This is a genomic window from Paenirhizobium naphthalenivorans (genome assembly GCF_007992095.1).
GTDB classification, from domain to species: Bacteria; Pseudomonadota; Alphaproteobacteria; order Rhizobiales; family Rhizobiaceae; genus Allorhizobium; species Allorhizobium naphthalenivorans.
Window position 1 is genome coordinate 1 of record NZ_BJZP01000017.1, and the last position, 13,558, is coordinate 13,558.

The window sequence follows — 13,558 nt, forward strand, 5'->3', positions numbered from 1 at the left end:
ACGCGCAGCCTGGCAATGAACACGGCAACAGCGACCAAGGCCCCCGGAAAACCGGCTGCAAAAGCGTTGCCGGCAAACACAACCGTCGCCGCGCAACAGGCCCGTGCCAGGGGGCTCGCGCTTGATCTCAGCATAGGCGGCCCGGATGCAACCGACGCCGAGTTTAAGGAAAGTGCTTGACGATGACCGTAAATAAAGAAGAATCTCAATACGTTACGTTCGCCCTCGGCAAGGAAATTTTCGCAGTTCCTGTCGAGGTCGTCCGGGAAATCCTCGATTACGAGGACCTGTTTCGCATTCCCAACGGTCCCGAATATCTCCTTGGCCTGCGCGACGTGCGCGGCCAGGGCGTCCCCACCATCGACCTTAGGCTCAAGCTCGGCCTGACGAAGACCGAGCCCACAGCGAACACCCGCGTTCTGGTGCTCGACATTCCGCTGGAGGAGCGGACCCTGTCGCTCGGCATGGTCGCCGACCGGGTATTCGAGGTCATTCCCTTCCGCCGTAGCCAGATCGAGCCCGCGCCGGAAATCGGTATCCGCTGGAGTTCCGACTACATCGCCGGCGTCGTCCGTCGTGACGAGGGCTTCGTGGTGATCATCGACCTTGCACGACTTCTGTCGAGCGGCGACACCGCCCTGCTCTCCTCGCGCTATGCCGCCTGACCTGCCCGGAGCCCACTGAATGTCCGCTGTCGCCACTATCGCCTGCACCGAAGACCACATTAGCAAGCGCAACTTCGACCAACTATCGCGCTTCATCTATGACTACAGCGGGATCAAGATGCCGCCGACCAAGCTGACCATGCTGGAGGGACGGCTGAGGCGCCGGCTGAGGGCGACCGGGATTTCGAGTTTCGACAACTATTGCGACTATCTGTTCAAGCATGACGGCCTCGAGACGGAGAAAGTCTTCCTGATCGATGCCGTCACCACCAACAAGACGGATTTCTTCCGCGAGCCGAATCATTTCACCTATCTGCGGGAACAGGCGCTGCCGCGGCTCGCCGCAAGGGATACGCGCCGGTTCCGCATCTGGAGTTCGGCCTGTTCGACCGGCGCAGAGCCCTACACCATCGCCATGGTCCTCGATGACTTCACAAGTGGCGGCCAGCAGCAGAATTATTCGATCCTGGCGACCGACCTGAGCACCGATGTGCTCCAGACGGCCCACCGGGGCATTTACAGCGGCGACATGGTCGCCCCCGTTCCGCCGGAGTATCTCCAGCGTTATGTCATGCGGCCACGCGACGCGCATCGCCGAGAAGTACGCATCCATCCTGACCTGCGCTCAAGGGTTGGCTTCGCCCGCCTCAATCTGATGGATCCGAGCTATAGCGTCGGTGAGCCGATGCACATTATCTTCTGCCGCAATGTGCTGATTTATTTCGACAAACCCACACAGCAACGCGTCTTGTCACGCTTGATCGACTGCCTGGTGCCGGGCGGCTATCTGTTCATCGGCCATTCCGAAACGGTCTCCGGCCTGGACCTGCCGATCCGTCAGGTGGCCAATACGGTCTTCGAAAAGGTCTGACGTGATCTGATGGCTAAAAAGACACGGGTGCTCATCATCGACGATTCCGCCAGCGTCCGGCAGACGTTAAGCCGTGTCCTCGAGGCAGACCCGGACATAGAGGTGATCGGCACAGCGACCGATCCCTTCATGGCGGCCCGAAAGATCCAGGATGACATCCCGGACGTCATCACCCTCGACGTCGAAATGCCGCGCATGGACGGCATCACCTTCCTGCGCAAGCTGATGGCGCAACGCCCCATTCCGGTGGTCATGTGCTCGTCGCTGACCGAACAGGGGTCGGAAACCCTGCTCCAGGCTCTGGAGGCCGGCGCCGTCGACGTCATTCTCAAGCCGAAGATCGGTGCCGCCGATCACCTGGCGGAAACCGGGATGCGCATCTGCGAGGTGGTAAAGGCCGCGGCCCAGGCCCGTCTCGGCAGCCGCGCAAGACGCGGCGCCGCCCTGAGCGGTCCTGCGGCCAAGCTGACGGCCGACGCTGTCTTGCCGCCACCAAGCGGAAGAGCCATGGCCAAGACCACAGAAATGGTGGTCTGCGTCGGTGCGTCCACGGGCGGGACCGAGGCATTGCGCGACTTTCTCGAACAACTTCCGGCCAATGCGCCCGGCATCGTCATCGTCCAGCACATGCCGGAAAGGTTCACAGCCGCCTTTGCCAAACGGCTGAATTCGTTGTGCGAGGTCGAGGTCAAGGAAGCGGTCGACGGCGATCCCGTGTTGCGCGGCCACGTCCTCATCGCACCCGGCGACCACCACATGCTGCTGGAGCGACAGGGGGCCCGTTATCACGTCTCGGTGCGGTCGGGTCCGCTGGTCTCGCGCCACCGACCTTCCGTCGACGTGCTTTTCCGCTCGGCAGCGCGCGCGGCGGGGGCAAACGCCATGGGTGTGATCATGACCGGAATGGGCGACGATGGCGCGCGCGGCATGGCCGAAATGCACGATTCCGGCGCTTATACGCTTGCCCAGGACGAGGCGACCTCCGTCGTCTACGGAATGCCCAAGGAGGCGGTGGCCCGCGGCGGTGTCGACAGGATCGTGCCGCTCGGGCAGATCGCCCAGGAGATCCTGGCCGCGGATCGCAGACGCTAAGCCGCCAAACACCGACAATTCGCAGTCACCGTTCAAGTTTCATTAACCATAAACGGTTGAACATCCGCAGTAAGAAAGCGCCCGACCTCATGGGCTGCGATTCGTCCTGATACGCGGAGTAGCGACAATGCCGGTCATCACCTTTGCCAATACCAAGGGCGGCGCGGGAAAAACCACCGCGGTTCTGCTGCTGGCAACAGAACTCGAGCAAATGGGCTTCAAGGTCACCATTCTCGATGCCGACCCGCAATACTGGATCAGCCGCTGGCGCGACAATTCCGCCGGCAAGACCGGCATCAAGGTCATTCCCTATGTCACGCAAGCCTCGCTTGAGAAACACATCCAGGAAGGCCGTCGCGAGGCTGATTATGTGCTGATCGATCTTCCGGGCGCCCGCACCCCGCTGCTCGCCAAGGCGATCGGCCATTCGGACCACGTGCTGATCCCGATCCAGGGCTGCTCGATGGACGCCCAGGGCGGCGCGCATGTCATCGAGCTCATGCAGTATCTCGCCGACAGGGGCAACATCCACATTCCCTTCTCGGTCGTCCTGACCCGCGTCAACTCGATGGTCACGACGCGCGCGCTCCAGACCGTCAAGGCGCTACTGGCCGAGCGGCGCGTGCATGTGCTCAATACGCCGATCATCGAGCGCTCGGCCTTCCGCGACGTCTTTGACTGCGGCGGCTCGCTTCATACGCTGGCCACCGGCCGCGCGAGCAATATCGACAAGGCCCGAGACAATGCCCGGGCCTTTGCCGACGAAGTGCTGATGCACGAAGCCCTGCGCTGCCGCAAGCTGCAACTGGGCAGGGCCGCCTCGCTCCAGGCGGTGGCCTGACCGCCAGTCGAACACCTCAGACGCAGCACTTCAGAACCGGCGCAACGGCCGGAACACGCACCGCCCGGACGTCAACGGATATCCGGTGACGATGCAGCGCGGATCCGCGTCTGCGCGCTGTCAAGGTCGGCCCCTATCGCCGCCAGCAGACAAGCCTCCGCCGCCGCGACATCTCCGGCCTCGACCGCCTGCACCAGATTGCGGCGGTTGACGACAGCCGTCTCGTAGAATCCCTCGCCGTCTTGCCGCTCCGCCTCGGGCATGGCTGCGGCAAGGGTGAATTCGGTAACGCCGAGCGCCGCCCGCAGCAGCGGATTTTGCGAAGCCTCGGCAAGCACACGATGCAGCTCCAGCGTGGCCAAGGCAAAGGAGTCCGCCATGCCGCGCGACACGCTCATCTGTTGCAGCCAGTAATAGAGCATGCGGATGTGATCGGCCGTCCGCAGTTTCGCCGCGAGCCGCACCGTCTCGCATTCCAGCAGCCGGCGCACGTCGAAGAGTTTGCCGACGAAGAGCGGCTCCGGCCCTGCCTCGAAATGCCAGAGCAGCACCTGATGGTCGAACAGCGCCCAGCGGCTCTTCGGCGACACGCGGGTGCCGACTTTCGGCCTGGCCTCGACCAGCCCCTTCGCCTCCAGCGTCTTCAGCGCCTCGCGCAACACGGTGCGGGAGACGCCGTACATATCCATCAGCTCCGCATCGCGCGGCAGGATGGAACCCACGGGAAAGCGACCGGAGACGATGCCGGCCCCGATCTCGTTGATGATGAAGGAATGGAAATTGGCTGCAGCCGACCGCCCGGAACGCGCGCGGATCAGGCTACCCGGTTCACTCATGTTTCAACTTCCAAAAACCTCTTGCGCGCACCGAAGAAGCTGAGAACACCAGCCTTTGCAACACGATGAAGACGAACAGCAGTCCGCCGATGACGATCTTCGTCCACCAGCTGGAGAGCGTACCGTCGAAGATGATGTAGGTCTGCACCAGCCCCTGCAACATGACGCCGATGAAGGTCCCGAAAACGAAACCATAGCCGCCGGTGAGCAACGTGCCGCCGATCACCACCGCGCCGATAGCATCCAGCTCCACGCCGACCGCCGCCAGCGGATAGCCGGCCGACGTATACAGCGAAAAGACGATCCCCGCGAGGCCCGACAGCACTGCCGACAGCGTATAGATGAGGATCGTGGTACGCGCCACCGGCACGCCCATCAGCTGCGCGGAGGTGGTATTGCCGCCCAGTGCATAGACATAGGAGCCGAAGCGGGTCCGGTGGGCCAGCAGCGCGCCGACGATGAAGACGATGATCATCAGCCCGCCGATCACGCTGATCCGGCCGCCGCCGGGCATCAACAGATAGGACTGTGAAACCGCCGCGTAAAACGGATGGGTGACCGGGATCGAATCCTGGCTGATGACGGAGGCGACGCCCCGCGCCAGGAACATGCCGGCAAGCGTGACGATGAAGGATGGCACCTGCAGATAGTGAACCGCCGCCCCCATGGCCGCGCCGAAGCCGGCACAGATCACCAGCACCACGGCAAAGGCCGCAAGCGGGTGGAGTCCGTACCAGGAGACGAGCACCGCGATCACCACGCCGGTGAACCCGATGACGGCGCCGACGGAAAGATCGATCCCCCCTGACAGGATGACGAAGGTCATGCCGACGGCAGCAATTCCCAGAAAGGCGTTGTCGGTCAGAAAGTTCCCGAGCACGCGGGTGGAGAACATGCCGGGATATTGCAGAGCGCTTGCGGCGTAGGCGAGCGCGAAGATCACGGCGGTGGCGACAAGGGGTCTGAGACTACGGTTCATGAGGTTTTTCCGGACAGCAGGCGGCTGTTGCGCCGCGCCTCGATGAGCCGTCCGGCCAGCGGCGACTGCATGAGAAGGATGAGGATGATGACGCCGGCCTTGACCACAAGGTTGAACTCCGGCGGGAAGCCCGAGACCAGAATGCCGGTGTTCATCGCCTGAATGATGATCGCGCCCGTCACCGACATGGCGATCGAAAAGCGCCCCCCGAGCAGAGACGTCCCGCCGATCACCACCGCGAGAATGGCGTCCAGCTCGAGCCACAGGCCAGCGTTGTTGGCGTCCGCGCCGCGAATGTCTCCGGCGACGATGATGCCGGCGATCCCGGCACAAAGACCGGAGAAGGTATAGATCGACACCAGCAGGAGACGACTGTGAATGCCGGCAAGGCTGGCTGCGGCGCGGTTGACGCCCACCGCTTCGATGAACAGGCCAAGTGCGGTCGAGCGCACGGCGACCACGCTTACGCATAGCAGGCCGGCGGCGATGATCACCGGCATGGGCATGCCGAGGAACGAGCCGGTACCAATGAAGATCAGAACCGGATCGGCGAAGGTGACGATCGAGCCCTCGGTGATCAGCTGGGCGATGCCGCGCCCGGCGACCATCAAAACCAGGGTCGCGACGATCGGCTGGATGGCGAAAAAGGTGACGAGGATACCGTTCCACAGACCGCACAGCAGGGCCGCGCCAAGCGCTGTCGGAACCGCGAGATGGGCCGGATAGCCTGCGGTCACCATGGTCGCCGCGACCGCGCCGGCGATCGCCATGACGGCGCCGACCGACAGGTCCACGCCCTTGGTGGCGATCACGGCGGTCATGCCGATGGCGAGAATAGCCACCGGAACGCCGCGGTTGAGAACGTCGATCACGCTGCCGAACAGCCTGCCGTCCTGCCAGCTGATGTCGAAGAAGCCTGGAAACAGCAGCCAGTTGATCGTCAGCACGCCGATGAGCGCGATGGTTTGCGGATTGAGCGCCCGCGTCAGACGCATGGACCTCATGCCGTTTCTCCCTCGGGTTGGGCCGCGATCGCCTGAACGATGACAGACGGCGTGATCTGGTCGCCGCGCAGTTCAGCGACCATTTCCCGGTCACGCATGACAACGACGCGCGAGGAATAGGCGACGACCTCGTCCAGCTCGGACGAGATGACCAGCAATGCCAGTCCGTCCTCGCGCAGCCGGCTGATGGTGCGCACGATCTCGGCATGGGCGCCGACATCGATGCCGCGGGTCGGCTCGTCGAGGATCAGGAACGTCGGATCCGTCGCCAGCCAGCGCGCGAGGATGACCTTCTGCTGATTGCCGCCCGACAGCAACTTGACGGGCATGTCGTGCGAATGGGCACGAATATCGAGATCCTCGGCGAACTTTCCGGCGATCTCCATCTGCTCGTCACGATTGAGCGCGCGGAACCAGCCGAGCTTGCCCTGAAGGGCGATGATGATGTTCTCGCGCACCGAAAGATCGCCGAAAATGCCTTCCGCCTTGCGGTCTTCGGGGCAGAAGCCGAAACCATGGGCGATCGCCTGGGCGGGGCTTTTCAGCTCGACGCGTCTGTTGTCGATGCGGATCTCGCCGCAGTCCGTCTGGTCGATGCCGAACATGACGCGCGCCATCTCCGTTCGCCCCGAGCCCAGGAGGCCGGCGACGCCGACCACCTCGCCCTTGTGAAGGCTCACCGAGAAGGGCTTGACCTTGCCGGCCTTGCCGCAACCATCGAATTCGACCATGGCGGGACCAGCCGCGCGTTCCTCGATGCCGGTCACCGCGGGGACGAAGCTCACGTCCTTGCCGAGCATCATGCGCACCACGTCCGTGCGCGTCAGCCCGGCCAGCGGCTCGGTGCCGATCAGCTTGCCGTTTCTGAGGATCGTCACCCGGTCGGCGATGGCGAAGACCTGGTCGAGGAAATGGGTGATGAAAACGATCGCCAGACCGTCCGCCTTGAGCTTGGCGATCACGTCGAAAAGCCGGTCCACCTCATGCTTGTCGAGGCTGGCGGTCGGCTCGTCGAGCACCAGAACCTTGCCGGAAAGCTCGACGGCGCGGCAGATGGCGACGATCTGCTGCACGGCGACCGAATAGCTGCCCAGCTCAGCTTCCACGTCGATGTCGAGACCGTAGCGCGACAGCAGGGCGCGGGCATTCCTGGCGATCAGAGATTTGCGGACAAAGCCGAAACGCGTCGGCTGGTGCCCGAGAAACAGGTTTTCCGCCACCGACCGGTTCGGCAGAAGATTGACCTCCTGATAGACGGTGCCGATGCCGTATGACTGTGCCTCAAGCGGATCTCGGAAATGCACCGACACCCCATCGAGAACCACCGCGCCGGCGTCCGGCTGGTGGGCCCCGGTCAGGATCTTGATGAGCGTCGACTTTCCGGCCCCGTTTTCGCCGAGCAGCGCATGCACTTCACCGGACCGAAGCCCGAAGTTGACGCCGTCCAGCGCACGGTGCTGTCCGAATATCTTGCTGACGCCTCGCGCCTCCAGCACGAATTCCGTGCCTGAGCCTCCATGGTCCATGTGTTTCCCCTCCCCGTCCCGGGCGATATTTCGACGTCCGGCCGCGCAAAGCAAGGGCCGCCGGCATGCCGGCGGCCCTTGCACGGCGTGCGATCAGTAACCGAGACCCTTGCGGGTTTCGTACTCGCCTTGGGGATTGTCGGCCGGCGTATAAAGCTTCGACTCGGTGATGATGAACTTCTCCGGCGCCTTGCCGTCCTTGAGATAGGCCTCGAGCGCGTCAAACGCCGGACCCGCCATGTTCGGCGTCAGCTCGACCGTCGCGTTCGCCTCGCCGGCGGCCATGGCGGAGAAGATATCCGGAACGCCGTCGATCGAAACGACGAGAAGATCGGAGCCCGGCTTCAGGCCGGCATCCTTGATCGCCTGAATGGCGCCGACCGCCATGTCATCATTGTGGGCATAGACGGCGCAAATATCCTTGCCGCCATTTTCCGCCTTGATGAAGCCTTCCATGACTTCCTTGCCCTTGGCGCGGGTGAAGTCTCCGGTCTGGCTGCGCACGATGGAGATATTCGCCTTGCCTCCGATGGCTTCCTCGAAGCCCTTCTTGCGGTTGATCGCCGGCGTGGAGCCGACGGTGCCCTGAAGCTCGACCACCTTGCAGTCCTTGTCCTTCACAGCGTCGACCAGCCAGCGCCCGGCGACGCGGCCTTCCTCGACCTGGTCCGACGCGACCGAGGTCAGATAGAGATCCTGCGGCGCATCGACGCCGCGATCAAGCAGGATGACCGGGATCTTGGCATCCTTGGCTTCGCCAAGCACGGCCTCCCAACCGGTGGCGACGACGGGTGCAACGAGAATGGCGTCGACGCCCTGGGCGATGAAGCCGCGGATCGCCTTGATCTGATTCTCCTGCTTCTGCTGCGCATCGGCGAACTTGAGTTGGATGCCGCGTTTCTCGGCCTCCATTTTGGTGACCGACGTTTCGGCCGCACGCCAGCCGGATTCGGAGCCGATCTGCGAGAAACCGACCGTCAGGTCAGCGGCCATAGCAGTCGAAGACAACAGCACGGACACGCTCGCGACGAGCGCGAGTCTGGATAGAATGGACATGATTTCCTCCCAAAAAAGCCGCTCCCGCCCTCCGCAGGTCCGGCATGGGATCGACGCTATCAATAGTACTATTATATGTAAATATTAATCCTCAAAACGTGTATATGCGATGCAAAACACGTATTAATTGCCTCCATCCCCTCTGTTGCGCCGCTGCGCTTCCGCTATAAGCAGTAGAATTCAGGACCGAGGAGACCCAGGTTGGAAACCACCGAGACCACCGAAATCAGCAATCGCAGCGAATTTGCCCTCTGGGCCATCCAGCGCGCCCAGGAAATCGTCACGACCGAAGGCGCGGCCTTCGCGCTCGCTGCCCGCGATATGGACGAGGAGGCACTGACCTCGACCGCCGCCGAACTCGGCAAGGCCATCGCCGACGCCATGATCGAGGTCTTCGACGGACTGCTGGCGGAGTGAACTCCAAACAGCGCCCGGCGCGTTTGAAATGCTATACGAAGTCCGTCCCCGCTGGACGGCCGGAAGAGCGTCTTTGACCTGTCGCGGGGCCGTGTCCGGCCCTGCGGTCTGAAGCCTAAAGGGCAAAGGCGCGCTTGGTAACGGCGGAACTGTGGGCATCCGGCCCATAGTCTCCCTCACCGCTGACGCCGAGAATGTCCTGGAGTTTATTGCGCGCCCGGTTGATGCGGCTCTTGATCGTGCCGACGGCACAGCCGCAAATCTCGGCCGCCTCCTCGTAGGCGAAGCCGGAAGCCCCGACCAGAATGATCGCCTCACGCTGGTCACTCGGCAACTGATCCAGCGCCCTCTTGAAGTCCTGCAGGTCGAGCGAGCCGTATTGTGGCGGATGCGTTGACAGCGACGCGGTGAAAATGCCGTCACTGTCCGACACCTCACGGCCGCGCTTGCGCATCTGCGAATAGAACTCGTTGCGCAGGATGGTGAAAAGCCAAGCCTTCATATTGGTTCCCGGCTCGAAATGATCCTGCTTGGCCCAGGCCTTCATGATGGTGTCCTGCACAAGGTCATCGGCCACATGATGACGCCCCGAGAGAGAAACAGCAAAGGCGCGCAGGTTCGGCAGGGCGGCGAGCAGGTCGCGCTTGAACGAATAATCCACAGGCTTTGCTTCAACGGTCATTGTGCGGAATCCTTGGGGCGGGTGGTCTGCTCGGCCCGCTTCTCGGCCTGATCGAGTTTTTCCAGCAAGCTGAGGAAGCGATCGGGAATGGCTTCATCCTGGACAGACTGATAAAGCCGGCGCAATTGCGAGGTAATACCCGCGCTGACGCCGGCCTTGTCTTGTCTGTCCTCGCCTGCGGGGTCTTTTTGGGAATGGGTCATGCTCTTCCAACGGAGTTAGGTCTCTTGTTGGCTGAAAACGCCCGGTCCTCCTTAAAGTTCCATGAGGAGACCGAAATTCCGGTCAGGCTGTCGCTCAGCATAGCCCACCGTTTCCCTTTCGCATCATCATGGAACAAACTAGCCATATCTCCGTTCTCCTGCCATCGGAAAAAGGAGAACCGCCATGCTGTACTATGCACTCGTCTTTCTCGTCGTCGCCCTGATCGCCGGTGTACTCGGTTTCGGTGGCATTGCCGGCGCATCTGCTGGTATCGCCAAGATCCTGTTCCTGGTCTTCATCGTCCTGTTTGTCATCTCGCTCGTCACACAACTCTTCCGCCGCGCCTGATCGGGATGTTTCGAGACGTGAAAGAAGCCGGCCTCGCCGGCTTCTTTCATATGACTGATGAAAAGAACGCCCAGCGCAAAAAAACGCCTGCTCGGTAGACCGGGCAAACGGATCAGCGTGCTGGGTGGGATCAGGCAGACCGCGACAGGATAAAGCCGAGCATGATCAGAAGCGTCATGAGAATGATCAGGACGACGATGACCGTCGAGGCCCGCCAGCGCGGCGGCACCATCGAGCCAGGGTCTGTGTCGAGCTTCCCCTCATGCGCCATCTCGCGGGTTTGGCGATCAATGCCGCGATCATCATCTCGCAATTTTTCAGGCATCATCTCGTCTCCTCATAGCGCTGCGGCAGCCGCGGACCACGCATCGGATTTTTCTCAACCGGCATTTCCGGCACAAAGGCTTTGGCGCTGACCTTGCCTTGCGCGCCCGTATCGAGGGCCAACAGCTTTGCCGGGTCGATCGCCCGGCGGATCTCTCGGCCGGCCAGCAGTTCCGGATCGACCGGCACGCAATCACCATAGATCAGACCGGCCATACGGCGCGCCTTTTCCATCTCGCGTGGAAGCGCCGCACGACAGCCGGCGCTTGTATCATAGGAAATAACGGCAACGGGCTCCTCGAGGCAAGTCGTCGTCTGGGGATGGCACGCCACCAGAACCATAAGGGCAGCAAGCGTATTCATCGACGTTCTCCTTGTTCCAAAGGTTAACGTCGTCCGCCGATATTGGTTCCGCGCCACCGTCTGAACGCCTTGGGTAGCGGCGGTTTCAGCTTGATTTATGCCTTAGATGCGGTGTGGATGATGTCGTGGATATATTGCAGCTTGTCGAGCACCGGCACCGACAGCACGAACGGGTAGAGATCGCGCTGACCCATGCTGCGGTTGATACTGTTGATCGCAATGGTGAGCGGCACCCAGGCATCGGTCAACACGCGGGCATCGACCGCGCAATAACTGTCGAACGTCGTGCTCAGCGTCAATTCCGGCGTATCCGTTTCCGGGTGGGTGCGCAGACCGAAGGCATCGGCGGTATCAAGCGCATCGACGATATGGAAATAGTGGGCCCAGGTCTCGGCGAAGTCCTCCCAGGGATGGCTCGCCGCGTAGGCACTGACATAGGACTGTTCCCAACCCGGTGCCGGCCCCTGCGCATAGTGCCGCCTGAGCGCCACCCCATAATCCTCGCGTTCGTCGCCGAACAGCGCGCGGAACGCCGCAAAGCCATCACGATCCCGCACCAGGCGATCCCAATAGTAATGGCCGACTTCGTGACGGAAGTGGCCAATCAGCGAGCGGAACGGCTCGCCGAGCGAAACACGCCGTGCCTCTCGCTCCGTGTCCGAAGCCTCCGCGACGTTAAGCGTGATCAGTCCACCGAAGTGACCGGTCAGTACCGGCGTGCCGGTTGATTGGTCGTCGGAGAGAAACTTGAAGCCAAGGCCGCGCTGCGGATCTTCGGCGCGGGTCACAAGCGGCAATCCGAAACGCAGGAGGGAATAAAACAGATAACGCTTGGCAAGCTCGATCCGCTGCCAGTTCTCGACATTCTCCGGCAACGCCAGATTGGGAATGGTCAGATTGTGCCGGCAGGCCAGACAGAAGCCGGAGGAATGCCCGTCCTCGACCAGCCAGTTGCACGCGGCGGTCTCTGCATTGGCGCAAGGCGTCAGAATTTGCTCCCGATCGCCAGGATTGCGCCAGACGTCACCGTCCGCCTCGAGCGCCACCATGTCAAACCGGCCGGGCCGATAGGCAAGCCGCGAACCGCAGTTGACGCAGGCGCCATTGTCGAAATGCACGACATTGGCGCAATTGGAGCAGTGAAAAAGACGCATTCGACATTCCCGTGACAAAGAAGCATATGAACAGGGTTCGGAAGGCTTCGGCTGCCGAATCCCCCAAGACACGACCACACCAAACGGCAGTGCCGGCCCCTGTAAAAAAACGCGGTGACGCGAGACGTTCCGCCCGCAGCCGGCCTATTCCTCGTTGTCCTGTGAGAAAGTCAGCTCGTAACGAACCTCATCGCTTTCCAGCCGGTGGATGGCCCGGCCGTTGACCGAAGAGGGCACAACCCTTTCCAGGACGGTGCTGCCGAACCGCGCCGTCCTGGCCGCCACAAGCGCCTCGTCGCCGAGCGGTCCCAAAGGCTCGACCCAGGTCATGCGGATCTGCGGCCCAAAGCCTGTCTCGATCCTCTCGCAGCTGACCTCGATCGGGCGGCGCCGGGCGAGGAAGTCGCCGTGGCTCACCGCATTGACCACCAGCTCGTGCAGGGCGAGACCGACATGCAGGGAGGCATTCGGCGTCAACAGAATGTCCTCCCCGGAAACCCTGACGAGATCACCATTCTCCTGGACGTAGCGGTCGACCTGCTGTTTGAGGAGGTCTCGGAAATAGGCCCCCCGCCAGCTGGAATCGGTGATCAGGTCCTGCGACTGAGACAGAGCGTGAAGGCGTCCGCGAAACTTGGACAGGAAGGTCTCGAGCGTCCCGGAATAGCGGGCCGTCTGGGACGCTATGCTCTGGATGATCGCAAGCAGGTTCTTCGAACGATGGCTGACCTCGCGCAACAGCGCCCTGAGCAGCCGCTCGCGACGCCGGTCCTCGGTCCGGTCGATCACCACGGTCATCATGTAGACCTCATGATTGCCCATCTCCACCAGACGACAGCGGAACTCGAAGTATGTGTCGTCTCCTGCCGCGATCTCCAACTCGGCGCGATCGCCGGGCTTTGACAGCCCCGCTTTCAGTTCGGCCAACCGGGCACCGATTCCAGCGCCGAAAATCGCCGTGTCGCCCGGCAGGACGCCGGGCTTCAATGTCCAGTGCCCCGGCAAGGTGGTGATGCAGACATAGTGGCCCTCGCGGTCCTGCAAGATGAGGCAAGCATTCATATCGATCAGCGCGGTGATGAAGAACTCGCGCAAGGCGTCGCCGCCGCGCTCAGGTTCGAACCATGTCAACCGATGTACCAATGTCTCACTCCGCCGCGTCTCCGGCAATCAGCATCGAGCTTGCCTCCTGTACC

At 62.3% G+C, this 13,558-nt stretch carries 17 protein-coding genes and 1 pseudogene; 7 read left to right on the forward strand and 11 right to left on the reverse strand.

Going from position 1 to position 13,558, the window contains the following annotated elements; translation table 11 throughout:
- The 5 genes and pseudogenes from RNA01_RS23895 to RNA01_RS15585 all read left to right on the forward strand — a co-directional run.
- Nucleotides 1–180 (forward strand): annotated as a pseudogene (locus RNA01_RS23895) (methyl-accepting chemotaxis protein); the annotation flags it as partial.
- A gap of 2 nt (nt 181–182) precedes the next feature.
- On the forward strand, nt 183–665 hold the full coding sequence (locus tag RNA01_RS15570) for a chemotaxis protein CheW (protein WP_147181141.1): 483 nt from the start codon (nt 183–185) through the stop codon (nt 663–665).
- Between the two features lie 19 nt (nt 666–684).
- A complete protein-coding gene (locus RNA01_RS15575) occupies nt 685–1,536 on the forward strand; it encodes a CheR family methyltransferase (RefSeq protein ID WP_147181142.1) in 852 nt (283 codons plus the stop codon).
- Between the two features lie 9 nt (nt 1,537–1,545).
- Nucleotides 1,546–2,628, forward strand: coding sequence for a protein-glutamate methylesterase/protein-glutamine glutaminase (locus RNA01_RS15580; RefSeq protein WP_147181143.1), 1,083 nt, complete (start codon nt 1,546–1,548; stop codon nt 2,626–2,628).
- A 127-nt stretch (nt 2,629–2,755) separates the two neighbouring features.
- The gene (locus RNA01_RS15585) at nt 2,756–3,469 is read left to right on the forward strand and encodes an AAA family ATPase (RefSeq protein ID WP_147181144.1); all 714 of its coding nucleotides are present in this window, start codon (nt 2,756–2,758) and stop codon (nt 3,467–3,469) included.
- A 71-nt stretch (nt 3,470–3,540) separates the two neighbouring features.
- Here the strand turns inward: RNA01_RS15585 and RNA01_RS15590 are convergent, their stop codons facing one another.
- The 5 genes from RNA01_RS15590 to ytfQ form a co-directional block, all read right to left on the reverse strand.
- On the reverse strand, nt 3,541–4,305 hold the full coding sequence (locus RNA01_RS15590; RefSeq protein WP_147181145.1) for a FadR/GntR family transcriptional regulator: 765 nt from the start codon (nt 4,303–4,305) through the stop codon (nt 3,541–3,543).
- On the reverse strand, nt 4,298–5,284 hold the full coding sequence (gene yjfF, locus RNA01_RS15595; RefSeq protein WP_147181146.1) for a galactofuranose ABC transporter, permease protein YjfF: 987 nt from the start codon (nt 5,282–5,284) through the stop codon (nt 4,298–4,300). The genes RNA01_RS15590 and yjfF overlap by 8 nt, the downstream gene beginning before the upstream one ends.
- Entirely contained in the window at nt 5,281–6,288 is a 1,008-nt protein-coding gene (locus RNA01_RS15600; RefSeq protein ID WP_147181147.1) for an ABC transporter permease, read from the reverse strand. The genes yjfF and RNA01_RS15600 overlap by 4 nt, the downstream gene beginning before the upstream one ends.
- Entirely contained in the window at nt 6,285–7,814 is a 1,530-nt protein-coding gene (locus RNA01_RS15605) for a sugar ABC transporter ATP-binding protein (RefSeq protein ID WP_147181148.1), read from the reverse strand. Before RNA01_RS15605 ends, RNA01_RS15600 begins: the two co-directional genes overlap by 4 nt.
- 93 nt (nt 7,815–7,907) lie before the next feature.
- On the reverse strand, nt 7,908–8,870 hold the full coding sequence (ytfQ, locus tag RNA01_RS15610) for a galactofuranose ABC transporter, galactofuranose-binding protein YtfQ (protein WP_170253477.1): 963 nt from the start codon (nt 8,868–8,870) through the stop codon (nt 7,908–7,910).
- A 201-nt stretch (nt 8,871–9,071) separates the two neighbouring features.
- Here ytfQ and RNA01_RS15615 point away from each other — a divergent pair, with 201 nt between their 5' ends.
- On the forward strand, nt 9,072–9,287 hold the full coding sequence (locus RNA01_RS15615; protein WP_147181149.1) for a hypothetical protein: 216 nt from the start codon (nt 9,072–9,074) through the stop codon (nt 9,285–9,287).
- Between the two features lie 115 nt (nt 9,288–9,402).
- Here the strand turns inward: RNA01_RS15615 and RNA01_RS15620 are convergent, their stop codons facing one another.
- Both RNA01_RS15620 and RNA01_RS15625 read right to left on the reverse strand, forming a co-directional pair.
- Nucleotides 9,403–9,969 (reverse strand): RNA polymerase sigma factor, encoded by a 567-nt coding sequence (locus RNA01_RS15620; protein WP_147181150.1) that lies wholly within the window; start codon nt 9,967–9,969, stop codon nt 9,403–9,405.
- Nucleotides 9,966–10,172 carry a NepR family anti-sigma factor gene (locus RNA01_RS15625; RefSeq protein WP_147181151.1) on the reverse strand — a complete coding sequence of 69 codons (207 nt, stop codon included), beginning with the start codon at nt 10,170–10,172 and terminating at the stop codon, nt 9,966–9,968. Before RNA01_RS15625 ends, RNA01_RS15620 begins: the two co-directional genes overlap by 4 nt.
- Before the next feature lie 184 nt (nt 10,173–10,356).
- Here RNA01_RS15625 and RNA01_RS15630 point away from each other — a divergent pair, with 184 nt between their 5' ends.
- The gene (locus tag RNA01_RS15630; RefSeq protein WP_147181152.1) at nt 10,357–10,521 is read left to right on the forward strand and encodes a DUF1328 domain-containing protein; all 165 of its coding nucleotides are present in this window, start codon (nt 10,357–10,359) and stop codon (nt 10,519–10,521) included.
- A 130-nt stretch (nt 10,522–10,651) separates the two neighbouring features.
- Here the strand turns inward: RNA01_RS15630 and RNA01_RS15635 are convergent, their stop codons facing one another.
- The 4 genes from RNA01_RS15635 to RNA01_RS15650 all read right to left on the reverse strand — a co-directional run bounded on the left by RNA01_RS15635 (nt 10,652) and on the right by RNA01_RS15650 (nt 13,505).
- Nucleotides 10,652–10,846: a hypothetical protein gene (locus RNA01_RS15635; protein WP_147181153.1), complete on the reverse strand. Its 195-nt coding sequence runs from the start codon at nt 10,844–10,846 to the stop codon at nt 10,652–10,654.
- Nucleotides 10,846–11,208, reverse strand: coding sequence for a hypothetical protein (locus RNA01_RS15640; RefSeq protein WP_174824562.1), 363 nt, complete (start codon nt 11,206–11,208; stop codon nt 10,846–10,848). The genes RNA01_RS15635 and RNA01_RS15640 overlap by 1 nt, the downstream gene beginning before the upstream one ends.
- Nucleotides 11,209–11,303: 95 nt before the next feature.
- Nucleotides 11,304–12,362, reverse strand: coding sequence for a zinc-binding metallopeptidase family protein (locus RNA01_RS15645; RefSeq protein ID WP_147181154.1), 1,059 nt, complete (start codon nt 12,360–12,362; stop codon nt 11,304–11,306).
- Between the two features lie 144 nt (nt 12,363–12,506).
- Nucleotides 12,507–13,505, reverse strand: coding sequence for a sensor histidine kinase (locus RNA01_RS15650; protein ID WP_147181155.1), 999 nt, complete (start codon nt 13,503–13,505; stop codon nt 12,507–12,509).
- Nucleotides 13,506–13,558: the final 53 nt, after the last annotated feature.

Excerpts from the sequence above, each read along its gene's own strand:
- RNA01_RS15570 (WP_147181141.1), top strand. The coding sequence starts at position 183 with ATGACCGTAAATAAAGAAGAATCTCAATACGTTACGTTCGCCCTCGGC.
- RNA01_RS15575 (WP_147181142.1), top strand. The coding sequence starts at position 685 with ATGTCCGCTGTCGCCACTATCGCCTGCACCGAAGACCACATTAGCAAG.
- RNA01_RS15580 (WP_147181143.1), top strand. The coding sequence starts at position 1,546 with ATGGCTAAAAAGACACGGGTGCTCATCATCGACGATTCCGCCAGCGTC.
- RNA01_RS15585 (WP_147181144.1), top strand. The coding sequence starts at position 2,756 with ATGCCGGTCATCACCTTTGCCAATACCAAGGGCGGCGCGGGAAAAACC.
- RNA01_RS15590 (WP_147181145.1), bottom strand. The coding sequence starts at position 4,305 with ATGAGTGAACCGGGTAGCCTGATCCGCGCGCGTTCCGGGCGGTCGGCT.
- yjfF (WP_147181146.1), bottom strand. The coding sequence starts at position 5,284 with ATGAACCGTAGTCTCAGACCCCTTGTCGCCACCGCCGTGATCTTCGCG.
- RNA01_RS15600 (WP_147181147.1), bottom strand. The coding sequence starts at position 6,288 with ATGAGGTCCATGCGTCTGACGCGGGCGCTCAATCCGCAAACCATCGCG.
- RNA01_RS15605 (WP_147181148.1), bottom strand. The coding sequence starts at position 7,814 with ATGGACCATGGAGGCTCAGGCACGGAATTCGTGCTGGAGGCGCGAGGC.
- ytfQ (WP_170253477.1), bottom strand. The coding sequence starts at position 8,870 with ATGTCCATTCTATCCAGACTCGCGCTCGTCGCGAGCGTGTCCGTGCTG.
- RNA01_RS15620 (WP_147181150.1), bottom strand. The coding sequence starts at position 9,969 with ATGACCGTTGAAGCAAAGCCTGTGGATTATTCGTTCAAGCGCGACCTG.
- RNA01_RS15625 (WP_147181151.1), bottom strand. The coding sequence starts at position 10,172 with ATGACCCATTCCCAAAAAGACCCCGCAGGCGAGGACAGACAAGACAAG.
- RNA01_RS15630 (WP_147181152.1), top strand. The coding sequence starts at position 10,357 with ATGCTGTACTATGCACTCGTCTTTCTCGTCGTCGCCCTGATCGCCGGT.
- RNA01_RS15635 (WP_147181153.1), bottom strand. The coding sequence starts at position 10,846 with ATGCCTGAAAAATTGCGAGATGATGATCGCGGCATTGATCGCCAAACC.
- RNA01_RS15640 (WP_174824562.1), bottom strand. The coding sequence starts at position 11,208 with ATGAATACGCTTGCTGCCCTTATGGTTCTGGTGGCGTGCCATCCCCAG.
- RNA01_RS15645 (WP_147181154.1), bottom strand. The coding sequence starts at position 12,362 with ATGCGTCTTTTTCACTGCTCCAATTGCGCCAATGTCGTGCATTTCGAC.